The organism is Sandaracinus amylolyticus, from assembly GCF_000737325.1.
Taxonomy (GTDB): domain Bacteria; phylum Myxococcota_A; class Polyangia; order Polyangiales; family Sandaracinaceae; genus Sandaracinus; species Sandaracinus amylolyticus.
Genome location: NZ_CP011125.1, coordinates 9,100,983 through 9,121,745, shown reverse-complemented (window position 1 = coordinate 9,121,745; position 20,763 = coordinate 9,100,983). Strand labels below are relative to the sequence as shown.

The 20,763-nt window shown below is 72.5% G+C and carries 18 protein-coding genes; 7 read left to right on the top strand and 11 right to left on the bottom strand.

Annotated elements, in window-relative coordinates; translation table 11 throughout:
• Nucleotides 1–906 (bottom strand): YfaP family protein, encoded by a 906-nt coding sequence (locus DB32_RS38490; RefSeq protein ID WP_157070013.1) that lies wholly within the window; start codon nucleotides 904–906, stop codon nucleotides 1–3.
• Between the two features lie 78 nt (nucleotides 907–984).
• On the opposite strand from DB32_RS38490, the gene DB32_RS38485 reads away from it, so the two are divergent.
• Nucleotides 985–2,115: a hypothetical protein gene (locus DB32_RS38485; protein ID WP_053237640.1), complete on the top strand. Its 1,131-nt coding sequence runs from the start codon at nucleotides 985–987 to the stop codon at nucleotides 2,113–2,115.
• A gap of 70 nt (nucleotides 2,116–2,185) precedes the next feature.
• Complete coding sequence (locus DB32_RS38480; RefSeq protein WP_053237639.1) at nucleotides 2,186–2,830, top strand: hypothetical protein; 645 nt, start codon at nucleotides 2,186–2,188, stop codon at nucleotides 2,828–2,830.
• 85 nt (nucleotides 2,831–2,915) lie between these two features.
• Here the strand turns inward: DB32_RS38480 and DB32_RS38475 are convergent, their stop codons facing one another.
• On the bottom strand, nucleotides 2,916–3,806 hold the full coding sequence (locus DB32_RS38475) for a carboxypeptidase regulatory-like domain-containing protein (RefSeq protein WP_053237638.1): 891 nt from the start codon (nucleotides 3,804–3,806) through the stop codon (nucleotides 2,916–2,918).
• Nucleotides 3,807–4,070: 264 nt separating this feature from the next.
• On the opposite strand from DB32_RS38475, the gene DB32_RS38470 reads away from it, so the two are divergent.
• Nucleotides 4,071–5,483 carry an Ig-like domain-containing protein gene (locus DB32_RS38470; RefSeq protein WP_157070011.1) on the top strand — a complete coding sequence of 471 codons (1,413 nt, stop codon included), beginning with the start codon at nucleotides 4,071–4,073 and terminating at the stop codon, nucleotides 5,481–5,483.
• Nucleotides 5,484–5,529: 46 nt separating this feature from the next.
• Nucleotides 5,530–5,934 (top strand): hypothetical protein, encoded by a 405-nt coding sequence (locus DB32_RS38465; RefSeq protein WP_053237636.1) that lies wholly within the window; start codon nucleotides 5,530–5,532, stop codon nucleotides 5,932–5,934.
• Between the two features lie 93 nt (nucleotides 5,935–6,027).
• On the opposite strand, the gene DB32_RS38460 is transcribed toward DB32_RS38465, so the two are convergent.
• The 3 genes from DB32_RS38460 to DB32_RS38450 all read right to left on the bottom strand — a co-directional run bounded on the left by DB32_RS38460 (nucleotide 6,028) and on the right by DB32_RS38450 (nucleotide 11,113).
• Nucleotides 6,028–7,230 (bottom strand): pyridoxal phosphate-dependent aminotransferase, encoded by a 1,203-nt coding sequence (locus tag DB32_RS38460; protein ID WP_053237635.1) that lies wholly within the window; start codon nucleotides 7,228–7,230, stop codon nucleotides 6,028–6,030.
• Nucleotides 7,231–7,367: 137 nt separating this feature from the next.
• Nucleotides 7,368–9,095, bottom strand: a complete 1,728-nt coding sequence (locus DB32_RS38455) for a hypothetical protein (RefSeq protein WP_053237634.1) — start codon at nucleotides 9,093–9,095, stop codon at nucleotides 7,368–7,370.
• Nucleotides 9,096–9,160: 65 nt separating this feature from the next.
• Entirely contained in the window at nucleotides 9,161–11,113 is a 1,953-nt protein-coding gene (locus DB32_RS38450; protein WP_053237633.1) for a hypothetical protein, read from the bottom strand.
• 435 nt (nucleotides 11,114–11,548) lie between these two features.
• Here DB32_RS38450 and DB32_RS38445 point away from each other — a divergent pair, with 435 nt between their 5' ends.
• Nucleotides 11,549–12,208: an OmpA family protein gene (locus DB32_RS38445; RefSeq protein ID WP_053237632.1), complete on the top strand. Its 660-nt coding sequence runs from the start codon at nucleotides 11,549–11,551 to the stop codon at nucleotides 12,206–12,208.
• Between the two features lie 22 nt (nucleotides 12,209–12,230).
• Entirely contained in the window at nucleotides 12,231–13,088 is an 858-nt protein-coding gene (locus DB32_RS38440) for a tol-pal system YbgF family protein (RefSeq protein WP_083458300.1), read from the top strand.
• Between the two features lie 16 nt (nucleotides 13,089–13,104).
• Here the strand turns inward: DB32_RS38440 and DB32_RS38435 are convergent, their stop codons facing one another.
• The 3 genes from DB32_RS38435 to DB32_RS38425 all read right to left on the bottom strand — a co-directional run bounded on the left by DB32_RS38435 (nucleotide 13,105) and on the right by DB32_RS38425 (nucleotide 16,396).
• Entirely contained in the window at nucleotides 13,105–13,704 is a 600-nt protein-coding gene (locus DB32_RS38435) for an SCO family protein (RefSeq protein WP_053237630.1), read from the bottom strand.
• Between the two features lie 7 nt (nucleotides 13,705–13,711).
• Complete coding sequence (cyoE, locus tag DB32_RS38430) at nucleotides 13,712–14,629, bottom strand: heme o synthase (protein ID WP_053237629.1); 918 nt, start codon at nucleotides 14,627–14,629, stop codon at nucleotides 13,712–13,714.
• A gap of 453 nt (nucleotides 14,630–15,082) precedes the next feature.
• Nucleotides 15,083–16,396 carry a serine/threonine-protein kinase gene (locus DB32_RS38425; protein WP_240481304.1) on the bottom strand — a complete coding sequence of 438 codons (1,314 nt, stop codon included), beginning with the start codon at nucleotides 16,394–16,396 and terminating at the stop codon, nucleotides 15,083–15,085.
• A 72-nt stretch (nucleotides 16,397–16,468) separates the two neighbouring features.
• Here DB32_RS38425 and DB32_RS38420 point away from each other — a divergent pair, with 72 nt between their 5' ends.
• Entirely contained in the window at nucleotides 16,469–17,614 is a 1,146-nt protein-coding gene (locus DB32_RS38420; protein ID WP_053237627.1) for a FliM/FliN family flagellar motor switch protein, read from the top strand.
• 293 nt (nucleotides 17,615–17,907) lie between these two features.
• On the opposite strand, the gene DB32_RS38415 is transcribed toward DB32_RS38420, so the two are convergent.
• The 3 genes from DB32_RS38415 to DB32_RS38405 form a co-directional block, all read right to left on the bottom strand.
• A complete protein-coding gene (locus DB32_RS38415) occupies nucleotides 17,908–18,576 on the bottom strand; it encodes a hypothetical protein (RefSeq protein WP_053237626.1) in 669 nt (222 codons plus the stop codon).
• Nucleotides 18,573–18,995 carry a hypothetical protein gene (locus DB32_RS38410; RefSeq protein ID WP_157070006.1) on the bottom strand — a complete coding sequence of 141 codons (423 nt, stop codon included), beginning with the start codon at nucleotides 18,993–18,995 and terminating at the stop codon, nucleotides 18,573–18,575. The genes DB32_RS38415 and DB32_RS38410 overlap by 4 nt, the downstream gene beginning before the upstream one ends.
• A 68-nt stretch (nucleotides 18,996–19,063) precedes the next feature.
• The gene (locus DB32_RS38405) at nucleotides 19,064–20,746 is read right to left on the bottom strand and encodes an FAD-binding oxidoreductase (protein ID WP_053237624.1); all 1,683 of its coding nucleotides are present in this window, start codon (nucleotides 20,744–20,746) and stop codon (nucleotides 19,064–19,066) included.
• Between the last annotated feature and the right edge of the window lie 17 nt (nucleotides 20,747–20,763).

Below are 20,763 nucleotides of genomic sequence, written 5' to 3'. Positions count from 1 at the left end.
TCATCGCTCCCGCCCCGCGCGCGCCGCGCGGATCAGCGCCTCGTCGATCTCGATCTCGCCCAGCGTCGCGAGGTGCCCGGTGCGATCGACCCGTCGATCGAAGCGCCACCGCCGCTCGTGGGGCGTGCCCGGGAAGAGGATCGCCTCGACGTGCACCGCGGTCTGCGGCGCCCCGGGCAGTGCCCAGCGATCGAGCCGCGCCGCGAGCCGATCACGCTCGCGCATCCGCATCACCCGCAGCGCGCCCACCGCGGTCGTGAGCGCGAGCTCCGCGGCGTCGAGCTCGCCGATGAGCTGCTCGTAGTCGCCGCTCCACCGCTGGTCCTCGTCGCCGAAGCCGCCCCAGTAGTGGACCTTGATGCGATAGGTCCCCGCCTCGACCTCGGGCGCGACGAACCCCTGCGATCCCAGCCCGATCGCGCTCGTCGAGAAGTCGAGCAGGCGCCCGCCGCGCTCGGTCGAGCGATGGTCCCATTTGCACGTCTCGCCGCCCGGCTCGCGGACCCAGAGATCGATGATCTCGCCGGTCGCCTCCCACGTCGCGAGCACGAGCAGCTCGGTGGTCTCGCCGCGCACGAACCACGTGACCGCGTCGCGCGCGACCTCGTCCCCGCGCTGCACGGTGATGCCCACGCGGTTCACGCCGCCCGCGACCACGAGCTGCTGCGTGATCCGCCCGTGCTCGATCGGCACCGAGTAGCTCGCGCCGTGGATCGTGAGCGTCGCGGTGCGCAGCGTCGGGTCCGACACCACGGCCTCGAGCGTCGTCGCGTTGCCGTGCACGTCCGCGACGCCCGGTGTCGGGCTCTCGATCGACACCGTGAGCGGCGTCTGCGCGATCGCCGGGGATGGAAAGGCGAGCGCGGCCGCGAGGACCGCGCCGAGAGGGACGAGCGCCGTACGCACGTCGCGCTCCGACAGCGGCGGGACGCGAGAGTTCCTCGTGCGCACCCGCGTCCCAGACGGTGCTAGGGTCCGGCTCCCGTGTCGTCGTCCGACCCGCGAGTCCAAGCGCTCCGCGCCGCGCCGCCGCTCGCGATCCTCGCCGCGCTCGCGGCCGTCGTGGATCTCGCGATCAACCGCGTCGTGGTGCGCGCCGCCGCGGAGAGCGTCGAGGCCCCCGTCCTGCTCGAGTGGATGCGGATGGGCGCGCTCCCGCGGAACCTCGCCGGCATCGCGGGGCTCTACGCGCTCGTCTCGGCGCTGACGACCTACCTGCGCATGCCGGGGTTCGCGCCGCTCTACGTGCGCCTCCCGGTCGCGGGGTTCGCCGGCATCCTGATGCCGAGCCTGACGATCGCGCTGATGTTGCCGCGGGAGCGCCTCACACCGCTGATCGTGCTGATCGGCATGTTCGCGACGAACGCGTTGATCTCGCTCTTCGGCTCGGCGGGCGCGAGCTACCGCGACCGAGTCCTCAAGGTCGCGCTGATCCTCGCGGTCGCGACGGCGCTCCAGGCGCTCGTGGTCGTCACGATCGCGAGCCTCCGCGCGGTGCTCGGCGGCGGCATCGGCGGCCCGATCGCCTACCTGTGCCGTCACGGCGGCGAGCTGACGTGGCTGCTCGTGCCGCTGGTGCTGGTGCCCGCGGCGCTGCCGCGCGGGCGTGATCGGCGCGCGATGATCTCGTGGGGCGCCGCCGCGCTCGTCCTGGTGATCGGCATCGCGCTCGCGATGGCCGGACAGGACGCGCTCCCGCCGCACTACAGCACGGTGCTCTACGGTGCGTTCCGCGTCGCGGCGCTCCCCGAGGAAGCGACGATCCTCTACGTGCTCGTCGCGACGGTCGGCTTCGCGGCGGCGTTCGCGGGGATGACGTCCGACGATCCGTGGAAGCGCCAGCTCGGCGCGGGCATGGCGCTGTGGATCGCGGGCGGCTACGCCGCGCGGAGCCCGATCCAGCTCCTCGACGCGGTGCTCGGGATCATCCTCTTGGCGCGCGCGGCCCAGGCGGCGGACCCCGAAGGCCTCCGCCGCGCCGCGCTCCGGTGGCGCTCCCCGCCCACGCGCGGCGCGAGCGCGATCATCGAGCGCGAGCCGGAGCCCGAGGCCGAGCGCGAGCCAGCGCCCGCCGAGGACGCCGAGCGAGCATCGAAGGCCGCGTCGGAGCCCTGACGCGCGTCCTGCGCGCGGACGCTCGTTCGCGTCGCGTCGTCGTCGCCCTGGGTCGCGTATCCTCGCCGAAATGGGCGCGATCATCTCGGTCGCGGGCGACTCGGTGTGGATGTCGACTGGCAGCGCCGAAGCCGTTCGTCTCGGCCTCGTCGCGTGTCTGCGGGAGCGGGGCGACGATCGCACCCCGCTCGGCGCGCGTGTCGTCGAGGCGCTCGAGCAAATGTGGCCCGCCGATCTCTCCGACGACGTCGCGCCGTACTGCGAGCCCGAGGTCCGCGCGCTGCTCGCCCCGGCGTGGCTGGCGGTGACGCGCGACGTCGCGTCGCCGAGCCCGCGCCTCGTGCTCGAGGTCTCGTGGGACGTCCTCTCGCGAGCGTGGCGCATCCGCTGGGTCGCCAACCTGCTCCGCATCTCGCGCGCCTGGACCGGCGTCGACCTCACGACCGAGCTCGCCGCCGAGTGGCCGGCCGAAGAGCGCGCGCTGCTCGACACGTCGCTCGCCGAGACCGCGATCAGCCGCGCGTGGCGCGCGTTCTACCAGAGCCCCACACCACCGAACCGCACCGCGCTCGAGGCCGCGCTCGCGATCCAGCTCGAGCTCGCCGGGGTCGCGGGCCCGACCACGCTCGAGTCGATCGCAGCTCAGCACGCCCGAGCCCGCCGCAGCGCCGACGAGCACGCCGCCCGCCACCGATCGCCGACCACCCGCGACTGATCGCCACTGCAGACGAGCGCGGCGCGAAACGCGCGCGCGAGCCGACTGCGACTCACGAATCGCGCGTCACAGCACCCGAGCGCGATCACTCCCCGGCAGCGAGCGCCGCAGCGACCCCCACCTCGAAGTCCACCGGCGTGTCGTGCCCCGTCGACACCGTCACCGGCCGACTCATCACGATCGGCGCCGAGTACACCGGACGTCCCGACTCCGTCGCTCCGCTCGTCAGGAATCCCTCGTGCCACACCCGCACCACGTACTGCCCGGGCGGGATGCCCGTGAGCTGGAATCGCCCTTCGGCGTCGCTCACCGCGAAGTACGGATGCTCGAACGCGTGCACCCAGCCGAGCATCCACGGATGCCCCGCGTCGTCGACCACGCGCACCGCGCCCGCGCGCTCGATCGTCACCTCGTGCGACGCGCCCTGCTCGGGAAGCCCCTCCGAGAACCAGCTCCGCGGCGGGCGCGCCCGCTCGAAGAAGCTCGCGTGCACGTTGTGCAGGATCGGCTCGTCGTTCCGCCACGCGACGCGCGCGCCCACCGGCACCGCGACCACGTGCGGCCGGAACCCGCAGTCCGCGATCGACACCACCACCGGCTCCGCCGGCACCTGCAGCGCGCGACCGCGACGGATGCCCTCGAGCCACACCACCGTGCCGCTCACGCCGCCGCGCCGCGAGATCTCGATCGCCGGCGAGCGCTGCGACTCACCACATCGCGCCGCGTGCATCGGCACCGCGATCTCGATCGGCGCGGGACGCTCACCCGCCCACTGCACGCTGCCGGTGATCGTCCCGCCGTTCACGACCTCGATCGGCTCGTAGCTCGGCGGGCTCGGCGTCGTCGCGCGACGTCCATCGGTCGCGCGCGTTCCTTCGCCCGCTTCCTCGCGCTCCTCGTCGGAGCACCCGGTGGCGATCACTGCACAGAGCAGCAGCGAGACGATCGTCGACAGCGCGCGGAGCAACGACCCCACGAGTCGCGCCTCAGCCTCGAAATCGCATGTGGCTCTGCTGCGCGTCACGATCCGCCAAGAATCTGCGGCTTACGTCCTCGGACGCGCTCGAGCGATCGTGTCGCTCGCGAGGGGCGCCATCCGGATTCGACGCTTAGCACAAGCGCGCACGAGCGACGCAGTTCGTGCGTGCTCGCCGATGCGAAAAGTCGCGTCCGAGTCCGAGGCATTGCAGATCGTCGCGCTTTTCTCGAACATCGGCTCGAGCCGAACATGAGCACGCGCTTGCTTGATCGAATTCTCGACGCGTCGTCGAGCCTCTTCACCGCCTCGCTCCTCGCGATCTTCGCGGCATTTCCAGCGCGCTCGCACGCGCAGGAAGGCGTCCCGATCACCACGTGCCCCGAGCTGCGCGACGGGTGTCACGAGTCCGGTGATCTCGAGTTCCACTATCGCGAAGGCTTCTTCGACTCCTTCTCGTACGACACCGGATGGATCCCCTCGGGCTCTCCGCTCCAGGTGCGATTCGCGATCGCCGGAGGCGGCGAGACGGAGATCGGTCTCGCGGGGCGCAGCATCACGTTCTGGCCCGCGCCGCTCTCGATCGCGGTGCCGGGCACACCGGGCAGCGGACGCCTGTCGATCGACTACGGCCTCGAGATCGTCGCGAAGGTGCGCTTCGACGTGACCGTCGCGGGCACCCGCTACACGTGGGAGGGCGACATCCCGCTCCCCGGCAACATCCCGCGCGACCTGCGCCTCGCCGCGATGGTCGGCTTCGACTCGATGCTCCTTCCGCCGCAGCTGCCGCGTCCGGTCGCGATCAGCGACATGACGACGCCGTTCCGCTACGAGGTCGACATCACCGACGCGATCATCCCGCTGCCCGGGATCGGCGGTGGGCTCGTCGTCGACTTCCAGCCGCGCATGAGCGCCGCGTACCAGACCACGCGCATCGAGATCGGCGACGCCGCGCTCCCGATCGTCACCGAGGGTGGCTCGACGGTCGCCACCGCCGACGAGGGCGAGACCGGCTTCGGCGCCGCGAAGGACGTCGTCATCACGCCGGTCGGTGACCTCGACTACGACGGCGTCGTCGCGGTCGCGCCCGCGCTCTTCGTCGAGATCGCGGGACGCCGCTTCGACCTCCCGATCACGACGCTCGACGTCCCGCTGCTCGATCTCGATCGCGAGATCCGCTTCCCCAGCGTGACCGTCCACGTCCCGCTGCCCGATCTGCGCATCGAGCCGCGCAACGTCGACTTCGGCGAGGTCGAGCTCGGCCTGAGCACGACCCAGCTCCTCGAGATCCGCAACGAGGGCGAGGCCGAGCTCCGCGTCACCCCGCGCGCGGCGCGCGAGCCCTTCGCGCTCGACACGACCACCGTCGTCGTCCCGCCGCGCAGCTCGCGCAGCGTCGAGGTCGCCTTCGCGCCGGTCGAGGTCGGCGAGGCGGCGGCGATGCTCTTCCTCGACAGCGACGACCCCGACGAGTCCACGGTGATCGTGCGGCTCGAGGGCGTCGGCGTCGCGGGCGCCGACGGCGGCTTCGCGGGCGATGCAGGGCGTCGCGGTGGGCCCGACACCGCGGGCGGCTGTGCGTGTCGCAGCGCCGGCACCGGAGGTGGGTCGCCCATCGGCGCCCTCGGCATCGCGGCGTTCGCGATGATCCTCGTCATGCGCCGCCGTCGCGCCTGAGCTTCGCGGTTGCGCGACGCCCGTCTTCCGGGCGACGAATCGGGGCGTGAAGCTCCCGCGCCGGATCTCTCGTTACGACGCCGAGAACGACCTCCTCTTCGTCGACGCGACGGGCATCAAGGCGAGCACGATCGAGATGGTCGACGCGATCTTCGACGAGCTCGACGCGCTCGCCGAGAAGTACCCCGGGCGCTACGCGATGATCTGCTGGAAGGACGTCGAGATCGGCAGCCCGGCCGTCGCGGCGCACTACGGCGCCCGCGCCGCGAAGTGGAACGCGCGGCTCGCGGGCGCGGTGCGCTACGCGGCGAACGACCCGGTGCTGCGCTCGTACATCCGGACCGAGGCGCTCAAGCACCAGAAGAGCGGCATGCGCTCGAACCTGTTCGAGACGTACGAAGAGGCGCTCCAAGCGGTCCGCGAGATGCGTGACGCCCGCAAGCGCGCCTGAGCGCTCACCGACTGTCAAAATCGGCTCGCCCGCCGGTCCCTACCGTCCGCGCGCTTCGCGCGCTCCCGTCCGGGATCTGCGGGACGAGCACTCTCAGCGCAGCGTCTTCACCGCCGCCGCGATGCGCGCGACCCCGCTCGAGATCAGCTCGCGCGACGTCGCGTAGCTGAGCCGCACGTACCCCGGCGCGCCGAACGCCGAGCCCGGCACCACCGCGCTCTTCGCTTCCTCGAGCATCCACGACGCGACCGCGACGTCGTCGGCGAGCACCGTCCCGTCCGCGGTCTTCTTCCCGAGGAGGCCCTTCACGCTCGGGAACGCGTAGAACGCGCCCTCGGGCACGCGGCACGTGATCCCGGGCACCCCGTTGAGCCCGCTGACCATCAGATCGCGACGCGCCTCGAACTCGCGCACCATCGCGTCGAGCTCGGCCTTGTCGCCCTGGAGCGCGGCGATCGTCGCGTGCTGCACGAACGACGTCGGGTTCGTCGTCGACTGGCTCTGCACCATCTCGCACGCGTCGCAGAGCGCCTTGGGCGCGATCATCCAGCCCATGCGCCAGCCGGTCATCGCGTACGTCTTGCTCGCGCCGTCGACGATGACGAGCCGATCGCGCAGCTCGGGCGCGATCGAGAGCAGCGAGCGCTGCTGGAACCCGCCGTACACCAGCTGCGCGTAGATCTCGTCGACGATCACCCAGACGTTCGGGTGCTTCGCGAGCACCGCCGCGATCGCGCGGAGCTTCTCCTCCGAGTACGCGCCGCCCGTCGGGTTCGACGGCGAGCAGAGCACGAGGCCCTTCGTCTTGGGCCCGATCGCCTTCTCGAGCGCGTCGGGGCGCAGCAGGAACCCGTCCTCCTCGCGCGTCTCGACGATCTTCGGCGTCGCGCCGACGAGCAGCACCTGCTCCGGGTAGCTCACCCAATACGGAGCAGGGATGATCACCTCGTCGCCCGGCTCGAAGAGCGCGACCGCGAGGTTGTAGAGGGTGTGCTTCGCGCCGACCGAGCAGACGATCTCGTCCGCGCCCGGGCGCACGCCGCGGCGCTTCTCGCAGTCGTCCTGGATCGCCGTGATCAGCGGGGCGATGCCGCGGACCCGCGTGTACTTCGTCGCGCCCTTGTCGATCGCCGCCTTCGCCGCCTCGCGGATGTGCGCCGGCGTCGGGAAGTCCGGCTCGCCCACGCCGAACGAGATCACGTCGATCCCCTGGGCGCGGAGGGCCGCAGCGCGGTCCGAGATGGCGATCGTCGCCGAGGGCTTGATGACCGAGAGGCGCGAGGCGAGGGACGGCATGCGGGCGCGCCATATCACATGACGCGGTGCGTCGCTAGGCGCGCTGCGTCAAAACCCGCGGTGGAACAAGAGAAAAAGCCGGGATGGTCGCCCATCCCGGCCTCGTTCTCGAAACAGTCACTCAGGGGGACGTGCCGTCAGATCGGGCCGCCACCACCCTCGGCCGGAACGACCATGAAGACCTCGCGGCTGTCGACGACGCTGCGCGCGCGGCCGAGCGTCCGGATGGTCGCGCGGAACACCTGCGCGGTCGCGCCGCCGGGCTGGAAGTCGTTGTAGAAGTCGGCCTCGAACACGACACGCGTGTCGGGCGCGACGTTGTAGAAGGTCGTCTCGTCGCGGCGGTCGTAGCCCGCGGGCATCTCCGGGATGCCGCGGACCGGACGGATCGCCTTGATGAAGTCGGTCGTGTCGAAGCCCGCCGGCAGGCGCGTCTCCGCCGCGTCCGGCACGGTGTCGGTCGTGATGTCCTGCCGGCTCTCACCGATGATCTCGGTCAGGCCCTGCACGACGAGGTTCGACGTCTCGCTCTGCTCGCCCTCGAACACCAGCGGGCTGCCGTCGCCGCGGAGCGAGTTGGTCGCCATCGCGAGCGCCCGGTACTCGGCCGTGCCGCGCTGACCGCCGACCGACACGCCGACGAAGATCGCGCCCCGGCGCTGCATCTCGGCGACGAGCTGATCGTAGGTCGGAGGCGCCGGGCTGACCGAGTAGTCCTGCCGCGATCCCGAGCCGTTGTGCATCGTCGCGTCGGACATCAGCACGATGATCGGCACGCGTCCCTCGATGAAGCAGCCCCAGCCGTACGGCCGCGGATCGTCGGGGCCGACGCCGGGGCAGTCGACGAGCGTGTTCACGACGCGCGTCGGCGTCTTCGGCGCGTCGGGGTGCGCCGGGCCGCTCGTCGCGTAGGGGCTCTCGCTCTGGTACGACGCGCCCGCCTCGCCGTTGAGCAGCGCGTACATCGCGGGCACCTGCGACTCGGGCTCGTCGCCGCCGAAGTCGGTCGCGAGGCGCGACGTCGCGCCCTGCACCGACGCCGCGTCGCGCGAGAGGTTGTGCCAGATGGTCAGCGCACCGTCGTCGTCGGGGCCGGTGCCCGGCCCGAAGTCGCCGTGCGACGCGAGCGCGTAGCGCGCATCGCCGTCCGCGCCGAGCGCCGTGACGATGCCCGGGATGATGCGGCTCTGCAGCTCGCTCTGGACGCTGCTCACGGTGCCGCTCATCGAGCCCGTCGTGTCGACGAGGAACACGATGTCGGCCGAGCGCAGGCGCGTCTGGAACTCGAACTCGCGCCGCGGATGCTCGCCCGCGGGGCCCGTCGGCGGGTGATAGGGCACCGTCACGTAGAGCGTTCCCTCGGGCGGCACGCTCGATCCGTCGGTCGGGCTCGAGCCGGCCGCGGTCTCGGTGAGGTCGTCGATGCCGTCGCCGTCGGAGTCGGGGCGCGTGGCGTCGCTGCCCGCCATGCGCTCCTCGCGATCGGTCAGACCGTCGTTGTCGCTGTCGGTGTCGAACGCGTTCGGGATGCCGTCGAGATCGGAGTCGGTGGGCGCGCAGACGTTGCCGCTCGTCGTCTCCTCGGAGTCGAGGATCCCGTCGCCGTCCGAGTCGTCGTCGAGATGGTTCGACGTGCCGTCGCCGTCGGTGTCGCTCGTCGAGCCCTCGCGCGCGTCGGCGATTCCGTCGCCGTCGGTGTCGGTCTCGTCGTCGCATCCGCTGACGAACCCGTCCGGCAGCCCGAGGCCACCGCCGTCGCCGCGGGTCCGTCCGCCGTTGTCGGGCCCGGATCGGCCTGGAGTGCACCCGAGCCCGACCGCTCCCGCGAGCGCGAGCGCGGCCCCGATGATCAGCGTTCTCTTCATCGCTCGCTCCTTTCGCTCGCCCTTCCAAGCACCGACTGCATCATCGCCTCCACCTGGCGCGCCGGTCATCCCGGCCTGAAGTCGTCGTTCGCGGGCACCACCACGTAGACCTGACGGGTGTCGAGGATCGCGGTGCCCTCGCCGCGCACGTCGACGAACGCGACGTGCACCTCCGAGCGCGCGCCGCCCGGGCGCGTCTCGTTCCGGAACGTGATGCGAAACGTGATCCGCGTGCCCGGCACCACGTCGAGGAAGCGCGCGTCGTCGAGCCCGCCGACCGCATCTTCGTGCGCGACGCCCTCGGGCGCGGCCCAGCACGTGCTGAGGCCCGCCCGACAGGCCGGGACGCGCGCGCCGATGAACGCGCGCGCGTCGACGCCCACCTCGTCGCTGGGGTCGTCACGCACCACCGTGTCGACGTCGAGGGGGACTCGCGTCGCCAGCCGCTCGACCGCCGACGCGACGGTCGTCGCGAACGTGGCCAGATCGGCGGATCCCGGCAGGTCGTGGACGAGCGGCCGCCCGTCGACGTCGACCGAGCCGGTCGCTTCCGCCGTGCGGCGCAAGAAGAAGCAGGGCGCATAGCCCGACGCGTCCGGCGTGGTCTCGCACGTGATCGACGACGTGTTCACGCCGATCACCTTCGCGCTGCGCGCGTTCATCGCGGCGATCGCGTCGTCCCATCGCGCCAGCGGCGGCGCGACCCCGTCGTAGGTGCCGCACGCGCTCGACTCCCCCGTCGGCCCGTTGCGCGAGCACGTGTCGGTGAAGATCACGATCACCGGCAGCGACGCGTCGCGGAAGCAGGGCGCGCCCCACGTCGTCTCGAGGCAGTCGCCGGCGTAGTGCGGGAGCGCGTACGAGGTCTCGACGCCGTCGCTGCGCCGGTAGGTCCAGGTCTCGGCCTCGCCGGTCACGATGCGCAGCAGCGCCTCGGTCTGCGCCTCGGGCGGATCGCCGCCGCCCGCCGCCTCCATCGCGACGAACGCATCGCGCAGCGCCTGCGCGCCGCGCGCGTCGCGCATGCCGCTCGCGATCCGCAGGGGCTCGTCGCCGGTGCCGCCGTGCCCGGCGAACGGGAAGTCGCGGTGCTCGCCCGCGCCGAACCACGCGTCGGGGATCGTCCGCGTGATGCGATCGACGAGCCCGGTCTCGGCGGTCGCGATCGTGTCGCGCACCTGCGCGAGCGTCGGGCCCATCGACGCGGTCGTGTCGACGAGGAAGAACACGTCCGCGCGCCGGATCGACGTGCCGAACTCGAGATCGCGCGTCGCCGACTCGCCCTGCGCGAGCACCACGTAGAAGTGCTGCGGCGGGATCGTGCACGACGCCCTCGTCGCGCAGCCGCAGTCGACGCCCTCGGGGCAGTTCACGCGCTCGTACGCGCCCTCGACGAGATCGCCCTGTCCGTCGTCGTCGCTGTCGACGTCGCACGCGTCGGTGCCGAGCGCGAGCTCCTCGCCGTCGGCGAGACCGTCGTCGTCGCGATCGAGATCGGCGTAGTCCGCGGCGCCGTCGGTCGGGCTCTCCGCCGCGCAGATCGCAGGAGGCGTCGCGAGATCGTCGTCGCCCGCCTCGTCGGCGTCGGGCACCCCGTCGTCGTCGGCGTCGAGGTCGCGGAAGTTCGCGATGCCGTCGAGATCGGCGTCGTTCGCGCCCTCGTGCGCGTCGGCGATCGTGTCGTCGTCGCTGTCGAGGTCGAGGAAGTCGGGCGCACCGTCGCGATCGCCGTCGACCGGCGCGGTGTCGCAGCGCGTGTCGCCCGCCTCGATCGCGTCGTCGATGCCGTCGCCGTCGGCGTCGCGGTCCAGCCGGCTCTCGACGCCGTCCTCGTCGGGGGCGGCATCTCCCTCGTCGAGATCACCGATCCCGTCGCCGTCGCGATCGTCGCCGCTGCCGCAGGGCGACCACGCGTCGCCGCCGTCGTCGCCGCGCGGGCTCGTGCGCCGCGTGCACCCCGCCGTCCCGACCAGGCTGGCGGCGAGCGAGACGATCGCGAGCTGACGACTCCAAGCCATTCGACCACTCCGTGCGGCGAGCGAGCGGAGAGCGATCAACCAGATTGAGAAACACATCAGTGCGCCGACGAACGACATCGACGCCCCCGTTCACAGGGAAGAAACGAGCATAGGTGGCGTACCGCGAGCATCGCAAGACAAGCGGTCCGCTCGGGGGCCCGGGCCCCCGAGCCAGACCGGATTCGCGCAGCAGTGCACGAAGCGTGCGCGAATTCCTCGACGCTCTCGCAGCATCGTCGATCCGCGATGTGCGAGGTGCGAACGTTGACAGGCGTCAGGAGTTGGCCTAACACCCGGCCGCGTTCGACCAGGCTAGATCCGCCCGCCGTCGTGAGGACGGGCGATCCGGGGGCGACCCCAGACGTCCGAGCCCGAGAGCGGAATTTCCCGGGAGAGCGCGCCTGCCCAGCGCGGGCGCCATACGGAGGATCGGAGATGAAGATGCTGCATCGGGGGCTCACCGTCGCGACGGGCGCCTTGTTCGCGTTGATCGGTGGCGCCGCCGTGGTGGGCTGTGGCCCAAGCTATCCGAACTGCGACAACGACGAGCAGTGCCACGAAGGCGAGTTCTGCGTGAACGGTCGCTGCCAGGACTGCCGTGACGACAGCCACTGCCCGCGTGGCCAGCAGTGCGACGAAGGTGCTTGCGCGCCGATCCCCGGCTGGTGCGACACCGACGCGCAGTGCCCGGCGGACCAGGAGTGCGTGAACAACCGCTGCCAGCCGCGCCCGGTCGTCAGCGAGGCGCAGCCGGAGCCGGAGCCCGGCCCCTGCCAGCTCACGCCCGTCTACTTCGCGTTCGACGACAGCACGCTCGACGAGACGGCGCGCAACTCGCTGCAGACGAACGTCAGCTGCATGACCGAGCGCAACATCCAGAACGTCATGATCACCGGCATGACGGATCCGCGCGGCACCGAGGAGTACAACATGGCGCTCGGCGATCGCCGCGCGCGCTCCACGCGTGACCACCTGCAGCGCCTCGGCGTCGAGCGCCGTCGCATGCAGACGCGCTCGGTCGGCGAGGAGCAGGCGACCGGCTACGACGAGGGTAGCTGGGGCCGCGACCGCCGCGCCGAGCTCGGCGAGCGCTGATTTCCGAACGCGCTCTCGCACGATGCACCAGCGAGCGAGAAGACTGCCCGCGCTGAGGCCGACCCTGATCGGGGTGGGCCTCGCCGCGGGCAGCGCGCTTCTGAGCGCGTGCTGGGCGACGACCGAGCGCTTCGATCGCCTCGCCGCGCGCGTGCAGTCGCTCGAGACGCGCTCGGCGTCGCTCGAGACCGACGTGGGCGCGCAGGTCGAGCACGCGAAGACGAAGGTCGCCGAGCTCGAGCAGGTGCTCGAGCGCGCGACCCAAGTCGTGACGCGCTCGAGCGCCGACACCGGCGCGCAGGTCGAGGCGCTGCAGGAGCAGATCGCCCGCCAAGAGGGCGCGATCGCCGAGCTGCAGCACGAGCTCTCGCGGCTCCACGAGGAGTTCCGCGAGCAGCAGACCGACTACGAGAACCGCATGAAGAAGCTCGCGCGACGCGCGGGCATCGACATGCCGCTCGAGGAGACCGAGATCCCCGCGGATCGCGAGCAGCACTGGCAGGCTGCGCTGCGCGCGGTGGAGTCGCGCGACTTCTCGACCGCGCGGGCGCTCTATCGCGCGTACGTCACGCGCTACCGCGACGACGCGAGGGCCGACGACGCGCAGCTCGCGATCGGTCGCTCGTACCTGACCGAAGATCGCCCGGCGACCGCGCTCGGCGAGCTGCGTCGGGTCATCAGCGACTTCCAGCAGGGCGACGCGGTCCCCGCGGCGCTGCTCGCGATGGGCGATGCGTTCTATCGCCTGCACGCGTGCGGCGAGGCGCGCACCGCGCTCGACACGCTGATCCGCGCCCATCCGCGCAGCCCGCTCGCGGCGGAAGCGCGGACGAAGCTGCGCGAGATCCAGCGCGCGCCGAGCGGCTACTGCACGTCCTGAGTCGGGCGCGCGGCGTCTACCGCAGCGCGCCGACGTCGCGCATCAACGCATCGAGCCCGTCCTGATCCGTCGGGTAGATCCCCCGCAGCATCCCGTCGCGATCGACGAGCATCAGATCGCCGCTGTGCAGGATGTCGTAGCCGCCCTCGACGTCGCGGCGCGCGCCGATCGGTCTGCGGAAGCCCTGCTCGATCGTCTCGCGCACCCGCTGCGGCTCGCCCGTCAGGAACGACCAGCTCCGCAGATCCGCGCGGTATTGCTCGGCGTACGCGCGCATCCGCGCCGGCGTGTCGGTCTCGGGGTCGACCGTGATCGTCACGAGCTGCACGTCGTCGCCCCGCTCCGCGAGGCGACGCTGCAGGTTCGCCATCTGGCTCGTCAGCATCGGACAGATCGACGTGCAGCTCGTGAACGCGAACCCCGCGATCCACACCTGCCCGCGCAGCTGCGCGCTCCCGAACGCGCGCCCGTCCTGATCGACGAGCTCGAAGGGCGCGATCGGCATCAGCACCTCGGGCTCGCTCGCGCGCTCCGACCGTGCCCACAGCGCGAGCGCCATCGCCGCGACGAGCGCCCACCCGACGCCGCCGGCGATCAGCCGCGTCCTTCGCGTCATCTCCGCCTCAGCGCGCCGCGACGTCGATCGCGAGCGCGGCGAAGAGCAGCGGCAGATACACCAGCGACGCGAAGAACACCGCGCGCGCCCACCGATGCGACGCCTCGCGATCCTGCTCCGCGATGCGCAGCCCGCGGATGCACATCACCGCGAACACCACGCCCGCGAGCCCGACCACCGTCAGGTAGATCGCGCCCGCGATGCCCAGCGGCACGAGCATCAGGCTCACCGGCACCAGCGCGCCCGCGTACATCGCCGCGTGCAGCTTCGTCCGCGCGACCCCGCGCACCGCCGGCATCACCTTGATCCCGGCGCGCGTGTACTCGCCCTGGCGGAACATCGCGATCGCGAGGAAGTGCGGCAGCTGCCAGAGGAAGAGGATCCCGAAGAGCACGATGCCGGGCGCCTCGAGCGACCCGGTCGCCGCGGTCCAGCCCATCAGCGGCGGCATCGCGCCGGGCACCGACCCGACGAGCAGCGCCGCAGGGCTCACCTGCTTCATCGGCGTGTAGATCCACACGTACGAGACCAGCGCGATCGCCGCGAGCAGCCCGGTCAACGGGTTCACCGCGAGCGCCAGCAGCGGCACCGAGAACGCACCGAGCGCGAGCCCGAAGCGCAGCGCGACGTGCGGCTCCATGCGCCCTGCTGGCAGCGGGCGGCGCTTGGTGCGCGCCATGTGCTTGTCGCTGTCGCGCTCCATCCAGCAGTTGAGCGCGTTCGCGCTCGACACGACGGCCGCGGTCCCGATCAGCGTCGCCGCGATCGCGAGGAGCGTCATCTCGCCGGGCGCGAGCCAGAGCCCGCCCGCGGTCGTGATCAGCACCATCAGCGTGATGCGCGGCTTCGTCAGCGCGACGAGATCGCGGAGCAGCGAGCCGCGGCCCGTCGCATCCGCACCAGCAGCATCGTGCGTGGCTTGCATCGTTCGTCGGTGGAGCCCGTCGAGGCCGAGAAATCCGGCGCGAGGGCGCGCGTAGTTAGCAGCCAGCCCCGCGATTCGTCAACCGAAAGTGGGGGCACCGCAACACCGCGACAAGGCCACGTTTCTCGGTCCCCAGCGCGGAGCGCGCGACGCCCGGCGATCGCGAGCAAACCGCTCGACACGACCTCGACGCGAGGCGCGCCCGCACGCGCCGAGGCGGCCGACGCGCGGAGCGAGCGCCGAGCGCCGACGCACGGAGCGCCGGGCCGCGGACCGGGGTCGACCGGGGCCGGACTACACGCGCCCGACGGCGCGAAGCGGCCGGGGTGGCGCGGAGTCCGCGCGCGCCCGACGGCGCGAAGCGGCCGGGGCTCCACGAGCGGGCGGACTGCGCGCGCCCGACGGCGCGAAGCGGCCGGGGGTCGACAGGGGGGCGGAGCCCCCCGGGGCAACTCAGCGCAGCCAGATCGCCAGGACGAGCGCGACCGTGCCCAGGAGCGCGAGCAGCGTCCCGAGGCCCAGCACGATCCACGGCGCGCGCGACGCCGGCGGATGCCCGCCCGTCGGCGCGTGCACCGTCGCGGCCTGGTGCGGCGGCGAGTGCTGCGCGTACGACGCCTGGTGCGCGGGGTGCCCCGGGTGCGCCTGCTGCGGGTACGCGGACTGCGGATGCGCCTGCTGCGGGTACGCCTGCTGCGGGTACGCGGACTGCGACTGCGCGGGCGGCGGCGCCGACGGCGCCGGCACCTGCGCCGGCTGCGGCGCCGGGTAGGGCGACGGGTTGAACCCCATCTGCGTCGCCTGGTACCCCGCCGGGCCTCCGCCGGTCATCCCGCCGCCGCCTGCGCTCCCGTAGCCGCCGTACACCGGCTCGGGCGACGGAGCAGGCGCCGAGCGCGGCCGCGCCAGCACGTCCTTCAGCGCGTTCGCCAGCTCGTTCGCGGTCTGGAAGCGCTGCGCCGGGTCCTTCGCCAGCGCCTTCGCGATCGCCTCCCACAGCCCCGCCGGGAACTCGCGGTTCGGCGCGCGACGCTGGAGCGGCAGCGGCGGCTCCTTGATGTGCTTCTGGATGAACTCCATCGGCTGCGCCGCATCGAACGGCAGCTTGCCGGTCAGGAGCTCGTACAGGATCACGCCGAGCGAGTAGATGTCGGAGCGGCCGTCGAGCTTCTCGCCGCGCGCCTGCTCGGGCGACATGAACTCCGGCGTCCCGAAGACCATGCCCTCCTGGGTCAGGATGAGCGAGCCGGGGCGCATCTCGCGCTCGGTCACCTTCGCGAGCCCGAAGTCGAGCACCTTCGGGAAGTCCGCGATGCCGCCGAGGTTCGTGAGGAAGATGTTCTCGGGCTTCAGGTCGCGGTGGACGATGCCCTTGCTGTGCGCTTCCTCGAGCGCGCCGCAGACCTGCACCATGATGTGGATCGCGCGCGCCGCGTCCATCGGGCCTTCCGCGCGCACCGTCTGCGCGAGGTTGCGGCCCTCGAGGTACTCCATCGCGAAGTAACACGCGCCGTCCTCGAGCTGGCCGTAGAGGAAGACCTTCGCGGTGTTCGGGTGCGCGAGGTGGCTCATCGCGCGCGCTTCGCGGCGGAAGCGCGAGACCAGATCCGGGCGCGACAGATATCGCGGGTGGAGGATCTTGATCGCGACGAAGCGCCGCATGTCGGGCTGCTCCGCCTTGTAGACCGCGCCCATGCCGCCCGACCCGATCTTCTCGAGGATTCGGAACTGGTTCGCGATCTCGCGCCCGAGGTTCGGGTCCGCCACGGGCGCGAGCATACCACTCGTGAGCGAAAGGCGAGGACGAACCGAATCGACGCGCGTGTAGACTCGCGCCGCGTGCCCGAGGCGACGCCCTTTCCCTTCGATCGACTGCCCCGCGTGACGCGCGCCGAGGCCCGCTTGCTGCGCCGCTGCGCGCGACGTCTGCCCCTCGCGCAGCTCGGCGACGCGGCGCGCTCGGCGAGCGAGTGGCTCGGCGCGACGCCGGCGTTCGACCCGCTCCCGATCGAGCCGTGGGCGCCGGGGACGCTCGCCGCGCACCTCGTCGATCCGCTGTGCGCGGTGATCGCCGAGCCTGCCGCGCCGCTCGGCGCGCGCATCGCGATCGACGTCGAGCCACGCCTCGCGGCGGTGGTCGTCGAGCGCGTGCTCGGCGCGGGCGACGACGCGCCGCTCCATCCCGGCGCGCTCACCGAGGCCGAGCGCGGCGTGCTCGCCTACGCGATCGCCCGCGCGCTCGGCCCGGCGGCCGGCGGCGCGCTGCGGATCGCGACCGTGGTGACGACGCCCGAGGCGGTGCTGCTCGCCCTCGGTGATCGCGGCGGCGCGTGCTGGCCGCTGCGGGCGTCGCTCGGCGCGCACGCCGGGATCGTGCGGGTGTGGATCCCCGAGGCGCTCCTCGCGCGCAGCGCGGAGACGACGCACGCGCCGCACGCCGCGGCGCTCGGCGGGCTCGCCGCGACGATCGTGATCGGGGGCGGTCGCGCGAGCCTCGGCGCGCGCGACGTGGTGGGCCTCGCGGAGGGCGACGTCGTGATCCTCGACGACGCGAGCGCGACGCCGAGCGCGAGCGGGCTCGCGGGTGAGGTGATCGCGCGCGTGCGTCGCGGCGCGACGCGCTGGCGGTGCGCGCTCGAGGGCGCGGGAGGCGACGCGACGCGGATCGTGGTGCGCGCGATCGAGCCGCGCCCGCCCGTGGTGCGGCGCAGGGAAGAGGAGGTCGAGATGGCGCAGGAGGAGAGCGGCGCGACCGCGCGGATGCTCGAGGCGGTGGGCGATGCGCCGGTGGAGCTCGTGGTCGAGCTCGCGCGCTTCGAGATGCCGCTCGCCGAGCTCGCGGCGCTGCGCCCCGGCGAGGTGCTCGCGACGGGGCGCGCGCTCGGCGAGCGCGTGGTGCTGCGCGCCGGGGAGCGAACCATCGCGCTCGGCGAGCTCGTCGAGATCGAAGGCGAGATCGGCGTGCGCGTGCTCGCGCTCGGGTGAGCGCGGCGCGGGTGGCGGTGGAGCCGGCGCGACCCCGACTCTGCACAGTGGGGATCGGGGGTAGAGCCCGCTCTACCCCGATTCCGCACAGTGGGGATCGGGGGTAGCGCCCGCTCTACCCCGACCCTGCAGAGTGAGGATCGGGGGTAGCGCCCGCTCTACCCCGACCCTGCAGAGTGAGGATCGAGGGTAGCGCCGGCTCTACCCCGACCCTGCAGAGTGAGGATCGAGGGTAGCGCCGGCTCTACCCCGACCCTGCAGAGTGCGGATCGCCCTGTGGGCCCGCGGATGTATCACTCGTAGAACGAAATCCCGACCTGGGGCGAGACCCACAGGATGGGATCGCGGAACGCGTCCAGCCCGAGCGCGCCTTCGACCGACACCCCGAGCTCCATCGCGACCCACGGCGCGAACATCAGCTGCACCCCGGCCAGTACCCGTCCGTAGGCGGTGACCTGCAGCCCGGCATCGAGCTCCACGAGCAGCACCCCGGCGGCGATCCCGAACGAGGGCGCGACCATGTCGCCGAGGTCGACCGTCCACCGCGCCTCGACGCCGCCCCGGTACATCGCGAGCGAGCGCGAATTCTGCGACGCATGCGCGCTCACGCCGCCGGTCACCCCGAGCGAGATCCCGCCCGAGAGCTCGAAGCCCACCCGTCCGTCGACGCCGCCGCCCGGCGCGATGTAGTCGATGACGTGCCCGTTGGCCTCGATCACGTCGGTCACGAGGACCGGCACCACCAGCGCGAGCCCCCACGTGACCCCGCGACCGCGCGCGATCGCACGCTGCGGAGGCGGCGCTTCGACCGCCGGCGGCGCCGTCACGACCGGCTCGGCGACCGGCGTCGTCGCGTCGGCGCTCGCGTCCTCGGTGGTCGGCGCGACGTCCTGCGCGCGCACCTCGGTCGCGGCGATCGCGATCACGATCGCCGCCAGCGCTCCCAGCTTCGTCGCGCTCATCCGCCGAGCTTCCGGATCGTCGCGTCGACGAACGAGATCGCGACGCGCCGCTGCTGCGGCGAGAGCTCCGAGCTGCACTCGACCACGACGCGCGCCCGCGCGAGGAACGCGAGCGCGTCGCCCACGTCGCACGCGTCGGGGAGCGCGGCGATGTCCGCCGTCAGCTTCGCCTGCACCGCGGGCACCGCGGCGAGCGCGGCCGCCGCGCGATGGACGGCGCGGCTCGCCTCGATGCGCCGCAGCAGCGCCCCCCGCACCTGCGTGTCGCAGACCAGATGACGCACCGGCTCGCCGGCGTCGCGCTCGTCCGGCGCGACGGGCTCTCCGCACTTGGCGCATGCGGGATCGCCCTGACGCGCCCGCGGTGGCGGTGGAAGACGATCCGGCCAGCCCGGTCCTTTGCGCACGATGCCGACCATCGTCGCCAGCATACGCCCGGAGGCCGGTTCTCGAAACGACGTAGCGTTCGCGCTCTGCTGCATCGCGATCACCCCCCGGCTCGGACGAGCTTGCCGGGGTTCATCACGCCCTTCGGGTCGAGCTTCGCCTTCGCGGCGGAGAGCACGTCGATGCCGAGCGTGCCCTTCTCGGCGGGCAGCCAGTGCGCGTGGTCGATGCCGACGCCGTGGTGATGGCTGATCGTGCCGCCGTGCTCGCTGATCGCGCGCGAGGCGGCCTCCTTGATCGTCTTCCACTGCGCGAGCTCGCTCTCGAGGCCGCGCGAGACGTCGCGCGCGAACACGAACGTGAAGTAGAGGCTCGCGCCGTCGAGGTACGAGTGCGAGACGTGGGTCATCACCACGCCGCCGCTCCCCACGCTCTTCATCGCGCCCGCGAGCGCCTCGCGCACCGCGCGATAGAGGCGCGGCACGTTCGCCCACTCGGTGCTGGTCTCGAGCGTGTCCACGCCGACGCCGTGGTCCATCATCGGGTCGCGCAGGTAGGGCATCTCGAAGCGGCGCTTCCACCACGCCTTGCCCGGGCTCTCGCCGACGAAGAGCCCGCCCGCGCGGGTCGCGATGCCGAACGCGCGGCGGAACCCCTCGCGCACCTGGCGCTGGCCGCCCTCGAACGCGACCATCATCACGCACTTGTCGGCGAAGCCCGCGTAGGAGAGCGCCTTCTCCGCGATCTTCGAGGCGCCGCCGTGGGGCTCGATGACGTTGCGGAACTCGCCGAAGAAGCGCGTCTCGTCGGCGTCGCTGAGGCGGATCATCGCGGCGCCGACCTCGCCCTGCACCAGCGCGCGCACCGCGGCCGCGCCGGTCTCGAAGTCGCGGAAGACGAACGCGGCGATGCGCCGCGACTCGGCGACCGGATGGATCTTCACGGTCGCTTCGGTGATCACGCCGAGCGTGCCCTCGGAGCCCGCGACGAGGTGGTTGAGGTTCGGGCCCGCCGCCGACGCGGGGAACGCGAGGGTGCGCCACTCGCCGCGCGGCGTCGCGACCTTCGCCGCGACGAGCAGCTTGTCCGCGGTGCCGTAGCGGTTGCTCAGCTGACCGGCGCCGCGCGCCGCGATCCATCCGCCGAGCGTCGAGTACTCGAACGACTGCGGGAAGTGCCCGACGGTGAAGCCGCGCGCCGCGAGCTCCTCCTCGAGCACCGGGCCGTAGATGCCGCTCTGCGCGGTCGCGGTGTGCGAGACGGGGTCGACCTCGAGCACCTGATCCATGCGCGTCGTGTCGAGGGTGACGACTCCGGCCTGGCCGTCGGCGCCGCGCGCCTCGACGCCGCCGACGACGCTCGAGCCGCCGCCGAAGGGCACGACCGCGACGTCGTGCTTCTCGCAGAACGAGAGCAGCATGAGCACCTCGGCGGCGCTCTCCGGGTACACGACGGCGTCCGGCGCATGGCGCAGATCCCCGCGCCGCAGCCGCAGGAGATCGTGGTAGCTGCGGCCGAGCGCGTGGAACGCGCGCTCGTACGCGTCGGTGCGCACGCGGTCGGGCGAGAGCACACCGCCGAGCCCCTCGACGATCGCGGGCGAGAGACGGATCGCGGGCAGATCGATCTGGTCGAGCGGTGTCGGCGGCGTCGATGGAAGCGCGTCGGCGCCCACCGCTTGCCGCACGAAGTCCCAGACCTCGCGATCGCGCCCCTTCGTCTCGAAGGTCACCTCGCGCGATCCCCATCCGTTCCAGCGAAGTCGCTCTCGTGCGTAGCGCATCGAACCTCTCGATCCTC